Annotated in this window: 13 protein-coding genes and 1 tRNA gene; 11 read left to right on the top strand and 3 right to left on the bottom strand. The window is 60.5% G+C overall.

The genetic code is table 11. The annotated features are described in order from the left end of the window. Window positions 1-169: 169 nt before the first annotated feature. From ACR0EZ_RS03880 to ACR0EZ_RS03855, 6 genes are all read left to right on the top strand, one after another. Window positions 170-2,056 carry a PhoX family protein gene (locus ACR0EZ_RS03880; RefSeq protein ID WP_480611063.1) on the top strand — a complete coding sequence of 629 codons (1,887 nt, stop codon included), beginning with the start codon at window positions 170-172 and terminating at the stop codon, window positions 2,054-2,056. Between the two features lie 247 nt (window positions 2,057-2,303). Continuing rightward, window positions 2,304-2,600, top strand: coding sequence for a virulence factor (locus ACR0EZ_RS03875; protein ID WP_480611060.1), 297 nt, complete (start codon window positions 2,304-2,306; stop codon window positions 2,598-2,600). Window positions 2,601-2,626: 26 nt separating this feature from the next. After that, on the top strand, window positions 2,627-3,553 hold the full coding sequence (locus ACR0EZ_RS03870) for a methylenetetrahydrofolate reductase (protein WP_480611162.1): 927 nt from the start codon (window positions 2,627-2,629) through the stop codon (window positions 3,551-3,553). 9 nt (window positions 3,554-3,562) lie between these two features. Next, the gene (locus tag ACR0EZ_RS03865; protein ID WP_480611057.1) at window positions 3,563-4,624 is read left to right on the top strand and encodes a methyltetrahydrofolate cobalamin methyltransferase; all 1,062 of its coding nucleotides are present in this window, start codon (window positions 3,563-3,565) and stop codon (window positions 4,622-4,624) included. A gap of 126 nt (window positions 4,625-4,750) precedes the next feature. After that, a complete protein-coding gene (locus ACR0EZ_RS03860) occupies window positions 4,751-5,578 on the top strand; it encodes a polyphosphate kinase 2 family protein (RefSeq protein ID WP_480611055.1) in 828 nt (275 codons plus the stop codon). A gap of 59 nt (window positions 5,579-5,637) precedes the next feature. Then, window positions 5,638-5,711 (top strand) — tRNA-Gly (locus ACR0EZ_RS03855). Between the two features lie 15 nt (window positions 5,712-5,726). Here ACR0EZ_RS03855 and ACR0EZ_RS03850 read toward each other — a convergent pair. Beyond that, a complete protein-coding gene (locus tag ACR0EZ_RS03850) occupies window positions 5,727-6,791 on the bottom strand; it encodes an AbrB family transcriptional regulator (RefSeq protein WP_480611159.1) in 1,065 nt (354 codons plus the stop codon). A 77-nt stretch (window positions 6,792-6,868) separates the two neighbouring features. Here ACR0EZ_RS03850 and ACR0EZ_RS03845 point away from each other — a divergent pair, with 77 nt between their 5' ends. Further along, window positions 6,869-7,546 (top strand): GntR family transcriptional regulator, encoded by a 678-nt coding sequence (locus ACR0EZ_RS03845; protein ID WP_480611157.1) that lies wholly within the window; start codon window positions 6,869-6,871, stop codon window positions 7,544-7,546. A 33-nt stretch (window positions 7,547-7,579) separates the two neighbouring features. Here the strand turns inward: ACR0EZ_RS03845 and ACR0EZ_RS03840 are convergent, their stop codons facing one another. Continuing rightward, a complete protein-coding gene (locus ACR0EZ_RS03840; RefSeq protein ID WP_480611052.1) occupies window positions 7,580-9,625 on the bottom strand; it encodes an ASKHA domain-containing protein in 2,046 nt (681 codons plus the stop codon). 216 nt (window positions 9,626-9,841) lie between these two features. Here ACR0EZ_RS03840 and guaB point away from each other — a divergent pair, with 216 nt between their 5' ends. The 3 genes from guaB (at window position 9,842) to ACR0EZ_RS03825 (ending at window position 14,884) form a co-directional block, all read left to right on the top strand. Beyond that, window positions 9,842-11,290: an IMP dehydrogenase gene (gene guaB / locus ACR0EZ_RS03835; protein ID WP_480611049.1), complete on the top strand. Its 1,449-nt coding sequence runs from the start codon at window positions 9,842-9,844 to the stop codon at window positions 11,288-11,290. A 35-nt stretch (window positions 11,291-11,325) separates the two neighbouring features. Next, the gene (locus ACR0EZ_RS03830) at window positions 11,326-12,486 is read left to right on the top strand and encodes an RsmB/NOP family class I SAM-dependent RNA methyltransferase (protein WP_480611046.1); all 1,161 of its coding nucleotides are present in this window, start codon (window positions 11,326-11,328) and stop codon (window positions 12,484-12,486) included. 106 nt (window positions 12,487-12,592) lie between these two features. Continuing rightward, the gene (locus ACR0EZ_RS03825) at window positions 12,593-14,884 is read left to right on the top strand and encodes a two-component system sensor histidine kinase NtrB (protein WP_480611044.1); all 2,292 of its coding nucleotides are present in this window, start codon (window positions 12,593-12,595) and stop codon (window positions 14,882-14,884) included. Between the two features lie 3 nt (window positions 14,885-14,887). Here ACR0EZ_RS03825 and ACR0EZ_RS03820 read toward each other — a convergent pair whose 3' ends face one another. Next, the gene (locus ACR0EZ_RS03820; RefSeq protein ID WP_480611042.1) at window positions 14,888-15,481 is read right to left on the bottom strand and encodes a sulfotransferase family 2 domain-containing protein; all 594 of its coding nucleotides are present in this window, start codon (window positions 15,479-15,481) and stop codon (window positions 14,888-14,890) included. A gap of 192 nt (window positions 15,482-15,673) precedes the next feature. Here ACR0EZ_RS03820 and recA point away from each other — a divergent pair, with 192 nt between their 5' ends. Then, window positions 15,674-16,738 (top strand): recombinase RecA, encoded by a 1,065-nt coding sequence (gene recA, locus ACR0EZ_RS03815; RefSeq protein ID WP_480611039.1) that lies wholly within the window; start codon window positions 15,674-15,676, stop codon window positions 16,736-16,738. Window positions 16,739-16,790 lie beyond the last annotated feature (52 nt).

Here is a 16,790-nt window from a genome sequence, read left to right as displayed (position 1 = left end):
CCGATTTTCGAGTTACCCCGACCCTAGGCGGGGCGTCGCCGACGTGCAAGTGATTTCAAAATTGAAATTAACGTGACTGTCACATACCGTTCACACTCAGATGCGAAGGGCATCTGCGGAACCCGACACGGGATTCTTTACCAGCTTACAGCCAGATACGGTGTCTGCCATGAAAGATGAGCGCACACTTTCCTTCGATGAATTCGACGAAGTCGTAAATCCCCGGCCCGAAGAATGCGATTTTGATCGCGTGGTGGAACGCGCCCTGTCGCGTCGCGGGTTCATGGGCGGCGTTCTGGCAATGGGCAGCTTTGCGGCAGTTGGCGGCTCGATTCTACCAACCGGTGCGCGTGCTGCAGCCGACCGTTTTTCGTTCGAGGCTATCCCGGTCTCGACTGCGGACGAGGTGATCGTGCCCCCCGGCTACAAGGCCGAGGTCATGGTGCGCTGGGGCGATCCGCTCTGGTCCGATGCGCCAGAATTCGACCCCGCGACCCGCGGCACCGCAGCCAGTCAAGAGCGCGCCTTTGGCGACAACACCGATGGTCAGGATGTCTTTTTCCATGACGGTCACGTTCTGCTGGTGGTGAACAACGAATACACCAACCGTGACATTCTGTGGGGCAACAACCCTGATGCCAAAGCAGCGTCAGATGATGACGTCGCAAAGGGCATGATGGCCCATGGTGTCACCGTGGTCGAGATTGCCAACACCGACGGCAAGTGGGGCATCGTCAAAGACAGCCCCTATAACCGCCGCATCACGCCGCAGACCGACATGGCACTGACAGGCCCGGCGGCCGGTCACGACCTGATGAAAACGGCTGCTGATCCGTCGGGCACCTCGGCGAAAGGCACCTGGAACAACTGCGGCAACGGCATGACCCCCTGGGGCACCTATCTGGCCTGTGAAGAGAATTTCAACGGCTACTTCTCGGCGGCTGACGAAAACCACGAGGTCAGCCCGGAACTGAAACGCTATGGCGTATCGGCCAGCGACTGGGGTTACGGCTGGGCCAAGATCGACGACCGTTTCGACGTCTCGAAAAACCCGAACGAGCCAAACCGCGCAGGTTATGTCGTGGAAATCGACCCGACCGATCCGACCTCGACCCCGCGCAAGCTGACCGCCCTGGGTCGGTTCAAGCACGAGAATGCGGATGCCGTGGTCAACAATGATGGCCGCGTCGTGGTCTATATGGGCGATGATGAGCGGGGCGAGTTCCTGTATCGCTTCGTGTCGGATGGCGTCTATGCCGCCGGGGTGGACACCAACGCGTTGCTGGAAAACGGGACGCTGTCGGTCGCCAAGTTCAACGACGACGGCACCGGCGAGTGGCTTGACCTGACGCCCGAAACTACTGGTCTGGCCTCGCAAGCCGAGGTAAGCATTCACACCCGTCAAGCTGCCTCGGCAGTTGGCGCTACGACAATGGACCGCCCGGAATGGGTTGCCTCGAACCCGAACGCGCCCGAGGTTTATTGCTGCCTGACCAACAACAAGAACCGTGGCGTGAAGCCCAATGCCGGGGGCGACGACACCTCGGCCAACGGTCCGAACCCGCGCAACGAAAACCACTATGGCCAGATCGTGCGCTGGCGTCCCGAAGGGGGTGACCACACCGCGTCGGGCTTCGGCTGGGATCTGTATGTTCTGGCAGGCAACCCGGACGTTCATCAGGACGCCTATGGCGGGTCCGACAACGTGAACGCCGACAACATGTTCAACTCGCCCGATGGCCTGAAGTTCGACACCAACGGCCTGCTGTGGATTCAGACCGATGGCAACTATGGCAACGAAGGCGACTTTGTCGGTCAGGGCAACAACCAGATGCTGGCTGGCGACCCCGTCACCGGTGAAATCCGCCGCTTCCTGGTTGGTCCGAACGAGTGTGAGGTCACCGGCCTGAGCTGGTCGCCGGATCGTCGCACCATGTTCGTCGGCATTCAGCACCCCGGTGAAAAGGGCAACAGCCATTGGCCGGAAGGTGGTGATGCAGTGCCGCGTTCCGCAATCATCGCCATCACCCGCGAAGATGGTGGCCTGGTCGGTTAAGACCGGAATCAGCCAGAAAAACGCCCCGGACAGCAGCCGCTGTCCGGGGTTTTTCGTCGTTATGCAAGGCGTTCATGGAAAGGTTGAGAAATTTGATATGCGCAATCCCGGCGGAATTGGCTAAAAGCCCGGTACGCAATCGTGGACAAAAACGTCGCTGGAAAAGCGCCGGGTGTCGAAAATCGACCGACCCAAACCCATATTGCCGTTTAGAACCGGCCCATCTGGTTAGGAGGAATCAACGCAGATGCCTGACGTCTCTATCGTTTACTGGCGCGATATTCCCGCCCAAGTCATCGTCGGCAAAGGCCGGCGTGGCGCCAAGCGGCAGTTGGAGGAGCGGTTCGAGCAAGCCATCGACCGTGCGGCCATGAAAGTGAACGCCAAGGACAGTGATGCCTACCTGGCCGAATGGCGCAAAGCTGCACCTTTCGCAGTCGAGGGCGATCCGTCCGAGATTGCCGAGGCCGAAGCGTTGCGTCTGGAAACGGAATACGATCAGGACCGCATCAAGGCTCTGATCGCCAATGACGGTTGGGCATGAGCCCGAGACAGCTATGGGAGGCCGCGATGGCTTTGCTGAACTTCAAGAAACGTGATGTGGTCGAAAACGGCCCCGTGAATCCGACCGTCGAAGCCTTTTTGCAAGGCTATTCGATCGAGGTGATGCCCCGCACCGCCGAAAAGGTCGAAGATTTCCGCGCTTTGCTGCCCGAAGGCACCCGCGTCTACATCGCCCATATCGAGGGTACACCCATCGAGGATATGGTGAAAACCGCCAAGCGCCTCGCTGCTGACGGTTATCCGGTGATGCCGCATTTCCCGGCGCGCATCATCAAGGACGCGGCGACGCTGGAGAACTGGATCGCCATGTATCAAGGCGAAGCGGGCGTCGAACAGGCGCTGCTGCTGGCCGGTGGCGTTGCCAATCCGCATGGCGATTTCGACAGCTCGATGCAGTTGCTGGAAAGTGGCCTGTTCGACAAGGCAGGCTTCAAGCGCCTGCATGTGGCGGGTCACCCCGAAGGGAACAAGGATATCGACCCCGACGGCTCGACCAAAAATGTCGAGGACGCGCTGCGCTGGAAACAGAAATTCTCGGAAACCACCGACGCGGAAATGGCGTTGGCGACCCAGTTTGCCTTTGACGCCAAGCCGATCATCGCCTGGGCCGACAGCCTGAAAGAAGCAGGGATCGACCTGCCGATCCATATCGGTATTGCAGGCCCGGCCAAGCTGCAGACGCTGATCAAATTCGCCATCGCCTGCGGTGTTGGCCCTTCGCTGAAGGTTCTGCAGAAGCGTGCGATGGACGTGTCCAAGCTGCTGCTGCCGTACGAGCCGACCGATGTTGTCACCGAACTGGCCAACCACAAGGCGGCCAACCCGGATTTCAACATCACCAACGTGCACTTCTTCCCGCTGGGCGGGATCAAGACCAACGCCAACTGGGCGATCAAAAATGGCGGCGCCTCGGCAAAGCCAGCAAACGCTTAAGGAACGGACATGACCCGTACAGTCGTAGAATCAAAAACAAAAACCGCCGTTCTGGGCTTTGACGAACCGTTCTGCGTGATTGGCGAGCGGATCAACCCGACCGGCCGCAAGAAACTGGCCGCTGAACTGGAAGCGGGCGATTTCTCGACCGTCGAGAAAGACGCGCTGGCGCAGGTTGCGGCGGGTGCGACCGTTCTGGATATCAACGCGGGCGTTGTCTATAACTCGAACCCCAACCCGAACGAGACCGAGCCGCCGCTGATGACCAAGATCGTCGAACTGGTGCAGGGTCTGGTCGATGTGCCGCTGTGCATCGACTCGTCGGTTCCCGGCGCGCTGGAGGCCGGTCTTGAGGCGGCCGAAGGCCGTCCGCTGCTGAACTCGGTCACCGGCGAGGAAGAGCGTCTGGAACTGGTTCTGCCGCTGGTCAAGAAATACAACGTGCCGGTTGTTGCGATCTCGAACGACGACACCGGGATTTCCGAAGACCCCAACGTCCGCTTCGATGTGGCCAAGAAGATCGTCGAACGCGCCGCCGACTTCGGCATCCCGGCGCATGACATCGTGGTTGACCCGCTGGTCATGCCCATCGGCGCGATGGCAACCGCGGGCAATCAGGTGTTCGCTCTGGTCCGTCGTCTGCGCGAGGAACTGGGCGTGAACACCACCTGCGGTGCGTCCAACATCTCGTTCGGTCTGCCCAACCGCCATGGCATCAATAACGCGTTTCTGCCGATGGCGATGGGCGCTGGCATGACCTCGGCGATCATGAACCCGGTGGCTCTGCCGGTTGGCCCGAAGAAGCTGGCCGAAAAGAAAGCCGAAGTTGAAGCCAAGGGGATCATCCTTCCTGCGGATATGGATGATGAAACCTTCTGCCAATTGTTCGGTCTGGGCTCGACCCTGCCGCGCGCCGGCAAGGAAATGGAGGCCATCCGTGCCGCCAACCTGCTGACCAACAACGACCCGCATGGCGGAGCCTGGATCAAGTTCAACAAACCCCCCGCCGAGGCCGGCGCCGAAGCCGAGGGTCGCGGCCGTCGCGGTGGCGGACGCCGCCGCCGCGCCTGATCTAAGTACCAATCACAGTCAATGGCCGGGCACTTGCCCGGCCTTTTTCGTTTGACCCTGATCAATGTCACGCAGGCTGTACCCTGCACAATGGTCCCACCCCAATTGCAAGGAACAGGAGAGGTCATGGCTAAGCATATCCCCCCGAGACTGTCCGATGCGGACCTGACCAAGCGATTGAAAAAGGAAGAATATTTCGAACAGCTGGTGGGTCTGCAGGCGAAGCTGTCCATTATCCAGCAGGCCTTCCTGTTTCATGGCCTGAAGGGCGTGATCGTTTTTGAAGGTTGGGATGCGGCGGGCAAAGGGGGGACCATTCGTCGGATCAGTCAGGCTCTGGACCCGCGCAGTTTCAAGGTCTGGCCTATCGGTGCGCCGCGAAACTACTACCTCAACCGCCATTATCTGTTGCGGTTCTGGGAACGTTTGCCCCCGGCGGGTGCGATTTCGGCCTTTGACCGCAGCTGGTATGGCCGCGTTCTGGTGGAGCGGATCGAGAAATTCACGCCCGAAGATCGCTGGCGCGCCGGGTACCGTGAAATCAACGATTTCGAACGTATGCTGGTCGATGACGGCACGCGGATCGTAAAGCTGTTCTTTCACATCTCGCCCGAAGAGCAGATGCAGCGTTTCACCGAGCGGCTGAAAAACCCGCTCAAACGCTGGAAACTCACCTACGAAGATTTCCGCAACCGCGAGAAATGGGAGGAGGCGACAGTTGCAGTTGATGAGATGCTGGCCCGGACCTCAACCGAGATCGCGCCGTGGCACGTGATCCCGGCAAACAACAAGAAATATGCGAGAATCAATGCGATAAGTGAGATTGTTAAAGCGTTCTCCAAGGATGTGGACCTGAGCCCTCAGCATCTGGACCGGCAAACTCTGGAAGCGGCGGGTGAGGCTTTGGACGTGGACAAATCCCTGATTGACAGCCTGCGCGCGCGAACCGAATGAGGATTTTCAACGATCCCGCTTGATCCCGGATCGAAACCGGTGCTATCCAGTCCCGCGCGGCGGGTATGATGTAATGGTAGCCTGTCAGCTTCCCAAGCTGAACGCGCGGGTTCGATTCCCGCTACCCGCTCCAAATCCTTGAAAACGATCAGGTCTTTGGCCCGAACCACCGGGCCAGCAGGTTCGCTGCGATGGGTGCGCCGATGATGACCAGCACGATGCGCGTCAGGTGGTGGGTGATGACAAAGCCCAGATCCGCCCCGGTCACGATGGCCAAAACCGTCATTTCGGCCTGCCCGCCGGGTGCGAAGGCCAGAAAGGCCTCGACCGGGCGGCCAAGGCCCAGCGTGGTGACCACGGCGGTGAAGCTGGCCGCGAGGATGGCGAGCAGGCCGACATAGGCCACGCCTGCCGCCACAACGCGCCTGAGTTCCCGCATCGTGACGCCGACAAATTGCACGCCGATGCCGCAACCGATGAAGAACTGCGCCGCCAGAATGGCCTCGCGCGGGGGGCGGGTGTGGATGAAATCCCCCAGCGACAGCGCTGCGGTCAGGATCATGGGGCCCAGAATTGACGCTCCGAAAAGCCCGATGCGTTCGCCGCCTTTCCATCCGACGATTGCAGCGAGAACCATCAACAGCAACTCGTGAACCGGAAGCTGGCTTGCGGGTTCACCAATGGGGTTCGTCAGTTCAGCGTCGTAAAACACCGTCAGGAACAATGGGGCCAGGGTCACGATGATCAGGACACGGGTGCCGTGGATCAGGGACAGGGTGCGGGGGTTGGCGCCGGCCTCGGTGCCGAAGATGATCATATCCTGCAGCCCGCCCGGCATGGCGGCGTAAAACGCCGTTTTGTCGTCAAAGCCCCAGACTTTGCGGAAAAAGGGCACTCCGACCAATGCGATCAACAGGATGAACAGTGGCACCAGCATGATCGAAGCCGCCATTTTGGGAAGTTCCGCGAACAGGCTGGGTGTGATTGACGCCCCGACCGCAACACCCAATATGGTGCGTGCGGCGACCGACACCTGGCCAAAGCCTTTCAGCGGCGCATGCGCCAGCGCGGCAATCAGGCAGGCGGACATTGGACCGAACAGAAAGGGCAGGGGCAGGCCCAAAAGCCAAAACACAGCAGTTCCCAAAGCCGCGACGGCGATGGTCAGGCCGCGTTGCTGCAAAAGGGGGTATTTTGAGGTCTGTGTCGGCAAAATGGTCGTTCCCACCACGTTGACTTCGAAAGTATCCAAATGTATCCAAGAAAACGCAATAAGGATTTATGAGTGGAATGACAAGTCAGGACGACTCGATTCAACCCGGCCCACAAGGCAACTCGACCTATCGGCAGTTGCTAGAGGAGATTCGCGATGGCACCCTGTCGCCGGGGGATCGGCTACGGGAAATCGAACTGTCAGAGCGGCTGGGCGTCAGCCGAACCCCCGTGCGCGAGGCCATTCGGCAGCTTGAAGCGGATGGGCTGGTGTCTCATATCCCGAGGCTGGGCGCGACGGTCCGCAGTCTTGATTATGCCGAGGTCATGGAACTGTATGAAATGCGCGCGGTGCTCGAAGGTACGGCGGCCCGGCTTGCCGCGCGGGCGGCGTCGGATGTTGAGCTTGACGAGCTTGAGGTGCTGAACGGCCAGCTTGCCGATGCGGGCACCGGGCCCAAGGCGGTTCGGCTGAACAGGATCTTCCATGCGACCCTGCTGGATGCGGCGAAGAACCGGTTCTTAACGAAATCCATGCTATCGCTGCAAAAAGCGTTGCTGATTTTGGGGCCTTCCCAATTGCTGGACACCGACCGCGCGGGTGAGGCTGTTGCAGAACACACCCGCATCATGGATGCACTGAAAGCCCGCGACGGTGCCGCTGCCGAGGCTGAGATGCGGGCCCATGTCCGGGCCGCGCAACGTATGCGTATCCGGTCATTGCAGGACCGGGATCGGGCGGGCGATCAGGGCTGACGGGGACCATCAGCCATTTGAACGCGTACGGATTCAGCCGCGACGGCGGCGGCGGCGGCCGGTTCCGGATTCGGAGTCTCCGCCGGAGTTGAAACTTGGGTTCGGCAGGGTGACGACCTGAGCCAGCTCCGGAAACGGGTCGGTTTTGTGCGGGATCGCGTTGGCGGCGACGAAATGGTCCTGAAACTTCGGCTCGATGGCGGTTTCGACCTTGGTGATTTCTCGCACGACACGTTCGATCTCGGCCCGGGCCGCGATGTTGCACAAAGCGATCCGCGCACCGGTTCCGGCGGCGTTGCCTGCGCTTGTTACCTTGTCCAGCGGCGCATCCGGGATCATGCCCAGAACCATCGCGTGTTTGGTCGAGATATGCGCACCGAACGCCCCCGCCAGCACCACGCGGTCGACGGTATCGACCTCCATCTCATCCATCAGCAGGCGCGCACCGGCATAAAGCGCGGATTTCGCCAGTTGGATCGCGCGAATATCGCCTTGGGTGACGGTGATGCGCGGGCCGCCCTCGGCGCTGGCGTCATGGATGAGATAGGCGTGGGTGCGCCCTTCGGGGATGCAGCGGGCGGCGCCGGTTTGCTCGGCAGACCCGATCAAACCGCTTTCGTCCAGCAGACCGGCGATGCGCATTTCCGCCACAGCCTCGATAATGCCCGAGCCGCAGATGCCGGTAATGCCCGTGGTTGCGATGTCTTTGTCGAACCCGTCCTCGTCCGACCATTTCTCGGACCCGATGACGCGGAAGCGGGGCTCTTTTGTGGCGGGGTCGATTTCGATGCGCTCTATGGCCCCGGGCGCTGCGCGCTGGCCCGAGCTGATCTGCGCGCCCTCGAAGGCAGGACCGGTGGGCGAGGAACACGCCAGAACACGGGTCAGATTGCCCAGCAGGATTTCCGCGTTAGTGCCCACATCCACGATCAGCACTAGGTCTTCGGACTTGCCGGGTTCCTCGGACAGCGCCACAGCCGCGCAATCCGCGCCCACATGGCCCGCGATGCAGGGCAGGATATAGACCTGCGCGCGAGGGTTCATGTTGGTCAGGTCCATCTCGCGCGCGGGTAGCGAGATAGCTTCGGACGTCGCCAGTGCAAAGGGGGCTTGACCCAGTTCCACCGGATCGAGGCCCAACAGCAGGTGATGCATGACCGGGTTGCAGACGAACACCGTCTCGACAATCAGCGCGGCCTCGATTTCGGCCTCATCGGCGATCGAGGTGGTCAGATCATTGATCGCCTCGCGCACGGCTTTTGTCATTTCCTTGTCGCCGCCGGGGTTCATCATGGCGTAGGACACCCGGCTCATCAGGTCTTCACCGAACCGGATTTGCGGGTTCATCAGCCCCGAAGAGGCCTTGACCTGACCGGTTTCAAGATCGGTCAGATGCGCCGCGATGGTGGTCGAGCCGAGGTCGATTGCCAGACCATAGAGGCCACTTTCATGCAAGCCTGGCCAGATTTCCACGATGCGGGCCACGTTGTCTTTGTGGCCTTTGTGAACGGCGACCGTGACCTCCCACTTGCCCTTGCGCAGGGTGGGCTGCAGTTTCGACATCAGCGACAGGTCTGCAGTTACGGCGTCGATGTTCCACTGCTCACGCAGGGCGCGTTCCAGCCGCTCCAGATCGCCGGTGGGGGAATGCATGTCGGGCTCTTCGACGACAACGAAATACAGCCGCGTGGCCGGGTCCATCGTGATCGCACGCGCGGCGGCGGCCTTGCGCACGACCTGACGGTGGACCTGGCTTTCAGGCGGCACGTCAATCACCACGTCGCCCTGCACCGTGGCCTGACAGCCCAGACGGCGGCCCGGTTTCAGGCCGCGCTTGTCGTCATAGCGCTGCTCGACGGCGTTCCATTCGCTCAGCGCGCCGTCAGAAACGGTGACGCCGTGTTTGGGAAATTCACCATAGCTGGGCGTGATCTGGCATTTCGAACAAATCCCGCGCCCGCCGCAGACCGAATCCAGATCGACTCCCAACTGCCGCGCTGCCGTCAAAATCGGCGTGCCAAGCGGGAAATGCCCGCGTTTGCCCGAAGGGGTAAAGACGACAAGAGGGTCGGTGGTCATGATCGGCCTGCCTTTGTATCCGCACGTATGCCGCGCAAGATATGGTTTTGCGCGCAAAGGGAAAGGGCAATCAGCGGCACGTTTATGGCTGGTTGCGTCGTTTTGCGGCGCGGCATTGTCCTGTCTGCGCCAACAACTTGAGGATGGGGTCTTTTCCTTGGGTCAAAACCATGTAATAGGGTCAGCGCCAAACGGGCTTATGCATGGGGTTTTCAGATGCAGATTCGCGAGGCACTCACCTTTGACGACGTTCTACTGGTTCCGGGCGCATCCACCGTGCTTCCGGCGACGGCGGATACGACCACGCGTGTGACGCGCGAGATCACCATGAACATCCCGCTTCTCAGTTCGGCCATGGATACGGTGACCGAGGCCCGCATGGCCATCGCGATGGCGCAGGCCGGTGGGATTGGCGTTGTCCACAAGAACCTCTCGGTCGAGGAACAGGCCCGCGAAGTGCGGCGGGTCAAGCGGTTTGAATCCGGCATCGTCTACAACCCGGTCACCTTGCGCGCGGATCAGACGCTGGCGGATGCCAAGGCGCTGGTTGAACGCTATAACTTCACCGGCTTCCCGGTGATTGATGGGGAAGGCCGTGTCGTCGGGATCGTGACGAACCGCGACATGCGTTTTGCGACATCCGATGACACGCCGATCAAGGCAATGATGACTGCCGACAATCTGGCGATGCTGCAAGAGCCTGCCGATCTGGAAGAGGCCAAAAGCCTGATGAAGGCCCGCCGGATCGAAAAGCTGCTGGTGGTTGACGGTCAGGGCAAGCTGACGGGGCTTTTGACGCTGAAAGACACCGAACAAGCCGTGCTGAACCCGACCGCCTGCAAGGACCGTCTGGGCCGTTTGCGCGTCGCCGCTGCGACCTCGGTCGGCGATGCGGGGTTTGAGCGATCCGAGCAACTGGTGGATTCCGGCGTCGATATTATCGTGGTGGATACCGCACACGGGCATTCTCAGGGCGTGCTGGACGCGGTGAAGCGGGTCAAGACCCTGTCGAATGAGGTGCAGATCATCGCGGGTAACGTCGCCACGGGCGAGGCCACCAGGGCGTTGATCGATGCGGGCGCGGATGCGATCAAGGTGGGGATCGGACCGGGCTCGATCTGTACCACGCGGATGGTGGCGGGGGTTGGTGTGCCTCAGCTGACAGCGATCATGGATTGCGCGGCGGCGGCGCAGGACGTTCCGGTTATCGCCGATGGCGGCATCAAGTTCTCGGGTGATTTCGCCAAGGCGATTGCGGCGGGCGCCTCATGTGCCATGGTCGGATCGATGATCGCGGGCACCGATGAAAGCCCGGGTGAGGTGATCCTGTATCAGGGCCGCTCGTTCAAATCCTATCGCGGCATGGGCAGCCTGGGCGCGATGGCGCGCGGCTCGGCGGATCGGTATTTCCAGAAGGACGCGGCCAGCGACAAGCTGGTGCCCGAGGGGATCGAGGGGCAAGTGCCCTATAAAGGCTCGGCCAGCGCAGTGGTGCACCAACTGGTTGGCGGCCTGCGCGCGGCGATGGGTTACACCGGCTGCGCGACGGTCGATGAGATGCGCCGGAACTGCAATTTCGTCAAAATCACCGGTGCGGGTCTGAAGGAAAGCCACGTGCATGACGTTCAGATCACCCGCGAAAGCCCGAACTATCGGGTGATGTGAGGTCAGCCCTCACGGACGGACGGACGAGATACAACATGACCCCTGCGGCGCGCGTTCAGGCCTCGATTGAAATCCTTGACCAGATTTTGGCTGACCAACCGGCGGAAAAGGTGCTGACAGGGTGGGCAAGGCGCAGCCGGTTTGCCGGGTCCAAGGACCGGGCAGCGGTGCGGGATCATGTCTTCGATGCGCTGCGCTGTAAGCGGTCCTTTGCGGCGTTGGGCGGGGCGGATACCGGTCGCGGTCTTATGATTGGTGCGGTCCGCGTTGCTGGGGGCGACCTTGATGCGTTGTTTTCCGGCGGCAGGCACGCGCCTGAGCGGATCAATGCGACCGAACAAAGCCGGGGTTTCACGTCGGATGCCGAGCGATACGACATCCCTGACTGGCTCTGGCCCGGCTTCGTGGCCTCGCTGGGGGATGAGGCGATTGGGGCGGCGCAGGCTCTGCAAAGCCGCGCGCCTGTTCATCTGCGGGTCAATCTTCTGAAGTTCGACCTTTCAGCGGCAATCGCTTCACTGGCCGCCGAAGGTATTTCCACCCATGCGCACTCAGCCTGCGACACGGCGTTAGAGGTGGTGGAGGGCGCCCGAAAGATCGCCCAAAGCCGCGCCTATACCGATGGTTTAGTCGAGCTTCAGGACGCAGCCAGCCAGGCGGTTGTCGCGGCATTGGACCTAAGACCCGGAATGCGGGTTCTGGACTATTGCGCGGGCGGGGGCGGCAAGTCACTGGCGCTGGCAGCGTATGCGGGCGTCGACGTTTTTGCCCATGACATCGACCCCGGACGGATGCGTGACCTTCCAGCCCGCGCCGAACGGGCCGGGGCCAAGATCAAAATGCTGTCCACCGATCAGATCGCACGCCACGCGCCGTTTGATGTGGTGCTAACGGATGCGCCCTGCTCGGGCAGCGGGGCGTGGCGCCGCGCGCCTGCCGGAAAATGGGCGCTGACCGAGGGGCGCCTGCACGAACTGACCGCTATCCAGTCCGGTATTCTGGACGAAGTCGCCAGCCTGGTGCATCCGGACGGGGTCCTCGCCTATGCGACCTGTTCGATGTTGCGGGATGAGAATGGTCTGGTCGTTGACAGCTTTTTGAATACTCACCCGGATTGGCAGCAGGTGTTTCGGAAATCATGGCAGGTTTCACACGGGACAGATGGGTTCTTTACGGCGCATCTTAAGCGGCAGTGACGCATTGAGCATCAACCTAGAATGGAAAACCTGACTTGCTGCGATGTTAAGCGGGCGTTAACCAAATTGCGCTGGTAATCCCCTGAATCCATTGCCCGAGTCATTCATGTCAGACACTGCAGAACCGTTTTCAGACCCAACGCTACGCCAAACGCCTTCTATCTCTCGCTTGTTACCACTGCTTCTGCTGGCCGTCGGGCTGGGTTTTGGCCCCTTTGCGGGGCTGATTCCGGCGGATTGGGCGGCGGCTTTGCATGTCGTCGGCTTCTCGGTTCTGGGTGCGGTTGCGCTGTTCTGGGCCAAAGGGCGGTTGGCGGATCGATCCGCGCGGCAGGCCGTCGCCGTGATGGCAGCTTTTGCCGAACAGGATGACGCCCCATGCCTGATCGCCAATGCTCAGGGCGACATACTGGTTGCCAACACGCACGCCCGCGAACGGTTTCACGCGGAGCCGGGCCAGAGTCTGGCCGAATGCGTGCGCACCACTTTTGCCGACCCCTCGGCGCTTTTACTGCGCCTGCAATTTCAGGCGCAAACACAGGGGCGCGCGGCAGAGGAAGTTGTGACCCGAGGCTCCACGACCCCGGTGTCGGTTTTCCGGCCCGGGCCGGGCGTGTTCTGCTGGCGGTTTCGTCTGGATCGGTCGGATCACTGGAACGACGCCGAGCTTCCTATCCTGACCGAAGGTCGAAACGGAGTTGTGCTTCGCGCCAATAACGCAGCCCTCCGACTTTTGGGGTACAGGCCCAAATCCACGGATCAGGTGTTTCAGGGTGATGCCCCGTCAGACGGAATTGTCTGCCAGTTGCAGACCGAGTCCGGGCCGCTTCCGGTTGCTGTTTCGCAGCTTTCCCGCTCTGGCATAAGCCGCAATCTGATTGCGCTGCCGCTGCAAGAGACGGGGCGACAAAGCCCCGAGACATCCATCGCCGATCTGCCGGTCCCGATTTTGCGGCTGACCGCCGACGGCGCGATCCTCGAGGCCAATCGCCTTGCCAGCAAGCTGTTGGGAACAAGCCGGTTGCACGACACAAATATCAGCCAGATCATGCAGGGCCTCGGGCACCCGATACTGGACTGGTTGGCCCGGACCGCTTCGGGCGAAGAAGCGCCACGGTCCGAGTTTCTGCGGCTCAGCCGCGAGGATAAAGAGGTGTTTGTACAGGTCACTCTGGGCCGGGACGTAATCGACGGTCAGGTCTGCCTGATCGCGGTTATGAATGACGCGACCGAGCTGAAGACGCTCGAGGCGCAGTTCGTGCAGGGCCAGAAAATGCAGGCCGTCGGCCAATTGGCGGGCGGTGTGGCGCATGATTTCAACAATTTGCTGACTGCGATATCCGGCCATTGTGATCTGCTGCTGCTGCGTCACGACCAGAACGATCCGAACTACGGTGACCTCGTTCAGATACATCAGAACGCCAATCGCGCCGCTGCGCTGGTCAGTCAGCTTCTGGCGTTTTCGCGCAAACAGACCCTTCGCCCCGAGGTTCTGGACCTGCGCGATACGATCTCAGACCTGATTCACCTGCTGAACCGTCTGGTGGGGGAAAAGATCCAACTAACACTCAGCCACGATCCGATCCTCAAACCTGTTCGGGCGGATAAGCGCCAGCTTGAGCAGGTGCTGATGAACCTTGTGGTCAACGCGCGCGATGCCATGCCTGAAGGTGGCGAAATCCGGATCGAGACCGGGGTGCTGAACGTGACAGACCCGTTCCGGCGCGACCGTGCAACCGTTCAGCCCGGCGAATACGCAACGGTCAAGGTGATCGACAGCGGCACGGGTATTCCGGCGGACAAGCTGCAAAAAGTGTTCGAGCCGTTTTACACCACCAAACGCACGGGCGAGGGAACCGGTCTTGGCCTGTCCACGGCCTATGGCATCGTCAAGCAAACCGGCGGCTTCATCTTTGTGGACAGCACGCCGGGCACAGGAACCGAGTTTTCGGTTCTTCTGCCGGTGTGCGGAGCGACCTCTAAGCCCGCACCGGTGATCGAGGACCAGCCAAACGTCAAAAGCGCAGGGCAAGGGGAAGGGGTCGTTTTGCTGGTGGAAGACGAAGCCCCGGTCCGGGCCTTTGCCACCCGTGCGCTGCGGCTGAAAGGATACACTGTGCTCGAGGCGGAATCCGCCGAAGACGCTTTGAAACTGCTGGACGATCCTGACCTGACGGTCGATGTTTTCGTCACGGATGTCGTGATGCCGGGCATGGATGGGCCAACCTGGGTGCGACAGGCGATGCAGGCCCGCCCGGATGTGCGCGTCGTTTTCGTGTCGGGCTATACCGAAGGCGCGTTTGGCGATTCCGGGCCGGAAATTGCAAACTCGACCTTCCTGCCCAAACCGTTCTCGCTCAATCAACTGACCGAGGCTGTGTTTCAGCAACTGAACTGAAGGTCACTGAGCCGACTGGTGAATTTCAAACTCGGCCGTGTGGGTTCTTCTGAACTTGCGCTCGGTTTCTGCAGTCAGGGACAGGTCGCGTGGCGGAGATACGTTTTCGCGCGCCGGGTTTAGCTCGATATCCAGCCTGTCCTGCAGGAAGTTTAGAATTTTGTCCTGATGCTCGTATTTGAAGATATGGGTTGCTCCGAATCCATTGCTTCGGGTGCGGAAAAACTGGCTTTGACTGCCGACATCGGCAAATTCGGGCCGTGGATTTTGCATGTAGGCCTGCACAAACTCATCAAAGCTCAGATCGCGGGTCGAATGCGGATGGCCGATACGGTCTTGTCGGCTGCGGAACCGGTACCAACTGCCCAGCCAGTCGATGGGTTCGCGAACAACTGCCATGATTTCCATCTCGGCGTCATACATTTTACGAAAAATGTTCTGAAAAAACCGGTCATATCTGCGAACGGGCGCGTGTTTCAGCTCGGGCGGGCCGGTCACCACAAGGTCGGCGCGGTCGCGCAAGGCCGAGTGATACGCGGTGCTTCCGGTTTTCGGGACAGCAAGAAACGCCAGACGTTCCTTATAGAAAACAAGCATTTAAAGGCCCTTCGCGAACAATTCCATCAGGTGCAGATTGTCGTAAACGACTCTTTAATACAATTGCGGAACAGTAGGCCTTGTAAGTTTTAGTTGAAATGTTCTCTTTTTGGTCCCATAAAGAACAAGAGGCGAACAAAGCAGCGATTGCCGCCCGTCAAAGGGTGTGACAAAAGGGATAGTGACAGGACAATGGCGGATCTTCTGACGATGAGCGACAAGAAAAACGCAGACAAGCAAAAGGCGCTCGACAGTGCGCTGGCACAGATTGAGCGGCAATTTGGCAAAGGCTCGATCATGAAGCTGGGCGAGGATGCCAAGCAGGATATCGACGCAAGCTCTACCGGCTCGCTGGGTTTGGACATTGCGCTTGGGATCGGCGGTCTGCCGATGGGGCGGATTGTCGAAATTTACGGGCCGGAAAGTTCCGGTAAGACCACGCTGACCCTGCATTGTATTGCCGAACAGCAGAAACGCGGCGGTGTCTGTGCCTTTGTTGACGCGGAACACGCGCTGGACCCGCAATATGCCCGCAAACTGGGCGTCGATCTGGACGAACTGCTGATCTCGCAGCCCGACACCGGCGAACAGGCGTTGGAAATCACCGATACGCTGGTGCGGTCGGGCGCTGTGAACATGGTCGTAGTCGACTCGGTGGCGGCGCTGACGCCGAAATCGGAACTCGAAGGCGACATGGGTGACAGCAGCGTGGGCGTGCAGGCCCGGCTGATGAGCCAGGCCATGCGGAAACTGACCGGATCGATCAACCGCTCGAACTGCATGGTGATCTTTATCAACCAGATCCGGATGAAGATCGGCGTGATGTTCGGCAGCCCGGAAACCACAACCGGTGGTAACGCGCTGAAATTCTACAGCTCGGTCCGTCTGGACATCCGCCGCATCGGCGCGATCAAGGATCGGGACGAGGTGGTCGGCAACCAGACCCGCGTGAAGGTCGTCAAGAACAAGGTGGCGCCTCCGTTCAAACAGGTGGAATTCGACATCATGTATGGCGAAGGCATCTCGAAAATGGGTGAGTTGCTGGATCTGGGCGTCAAGGCTGGCGTGGTTGAGAAGTCGGGTTCTTGGTTCAGCTATGGCGACGAGCGGATCGGGCAGGGGCGTGAGAACGCCAAGCAATATCTGCGCGACAACAGCCGCGTGGCCTTCGAGATTGAAGACAAGATTCGCGCGGCGCACGGTCTGGATTTCGACATGCCACCGCAAGCGGAAGAGGATGATATCCTCGAGGCTTAAACACGCTGACGGGAACAGCAGAAATCCCCCGGCATCCCGAAGATGCTGAGAA

The organism is Ruegeria sp. AK4 (genome assembly GCF_056541025.1).
This window is presented reverse-complemented; position numbering and strand designations above follow the sequence as displayed.

Bases quoted from the DNA above. Each gene is read 5' to 3' on its own strand.
- ACR0EZ_RS03880 (WP_480611063.1), top strand. From the start codon at position 170: ATGAAAGATGAGCGCACACTTTCCTTCGATGAATTCGACGAAGTCGTA.
- ACR0EZ_RS03875 (WP_480611060.1), top strand. From the start codon at position 2,304: ATGCCTGACGTCTCTATCGTTTACTGGCGCGATATTCCCGCCCAAGTC.
- ACR0EZ_RS03870 (WP_480611162.1), top strand. From the start codon at position 2,627: ATGGCTTTGCTGAACTTCAAGAAACGTGATGTGGTCGAAAACGGCCCC.
- ACR0EZ_RS03865 (WP_480611057.1), top strand. From the start codon at position 3,563: ATGACCCGTACAGTCGTAGAATCAAAAACAAAAACCGCCGTTCTGGGC.
- ACR0EZ_RS03860 (WP_480611055.1), top strand. From the start codon at position 4,751: ATGGCTAAGCATATCCCCCCGAGACTGTCCGATGCGGACCTGACCAAG.
- ACR0EZ_RS03845 (WP_480611157.1), top strand. From the start codon at position 6,869: ATGACAAGTCAGGACGACTCGATTCAACCCGGCCCACAAGGCAACTCG.
- ACR0EZ_RS03840 (WP_480611052.1), bottom strand. From the start codon at position 9,625: ATGACCACCGACCCTCTTGTCGTCTTTACCCCTTCGGGCAAACGCGGG.
- guaB (WP_480611049.1), top strand. From the start codon at position 9,842: ATGCAGATTCGCGAGGCACTCACCTTTGACGACGTTCTACTGGTTCCG.
- ACR0EZ_RS03830 (WP_480611046.1), top strand. From the start codon at position 11,326: ATGACCCCTGCGGCGCGCGTTCAGGCCTCGATTGAAATCCTTGACCAG.
- ACR0EZ_RS03825 (WP_480611044.1), top strand. From the start codon at position 12,593: ATGTCAGACACTGCAGAACCGTTTTCAGACCCAACGCTACGCCAAACG.
- ACR0EZ_RS03820 (WP_480611042.1), bottom strand. From the start codon at position 15,481: ATGCTTGTTTTCTATAAGGAACGTCTGGCGTTTCTTGCTGTCCCGAAA.
- recA (WP_480611039.1), top strand. From the start codon at position 15,674: ATGGCGGATCTTCTGACGATGAGCGACAAGAAAAACGCAGACAAGCAA.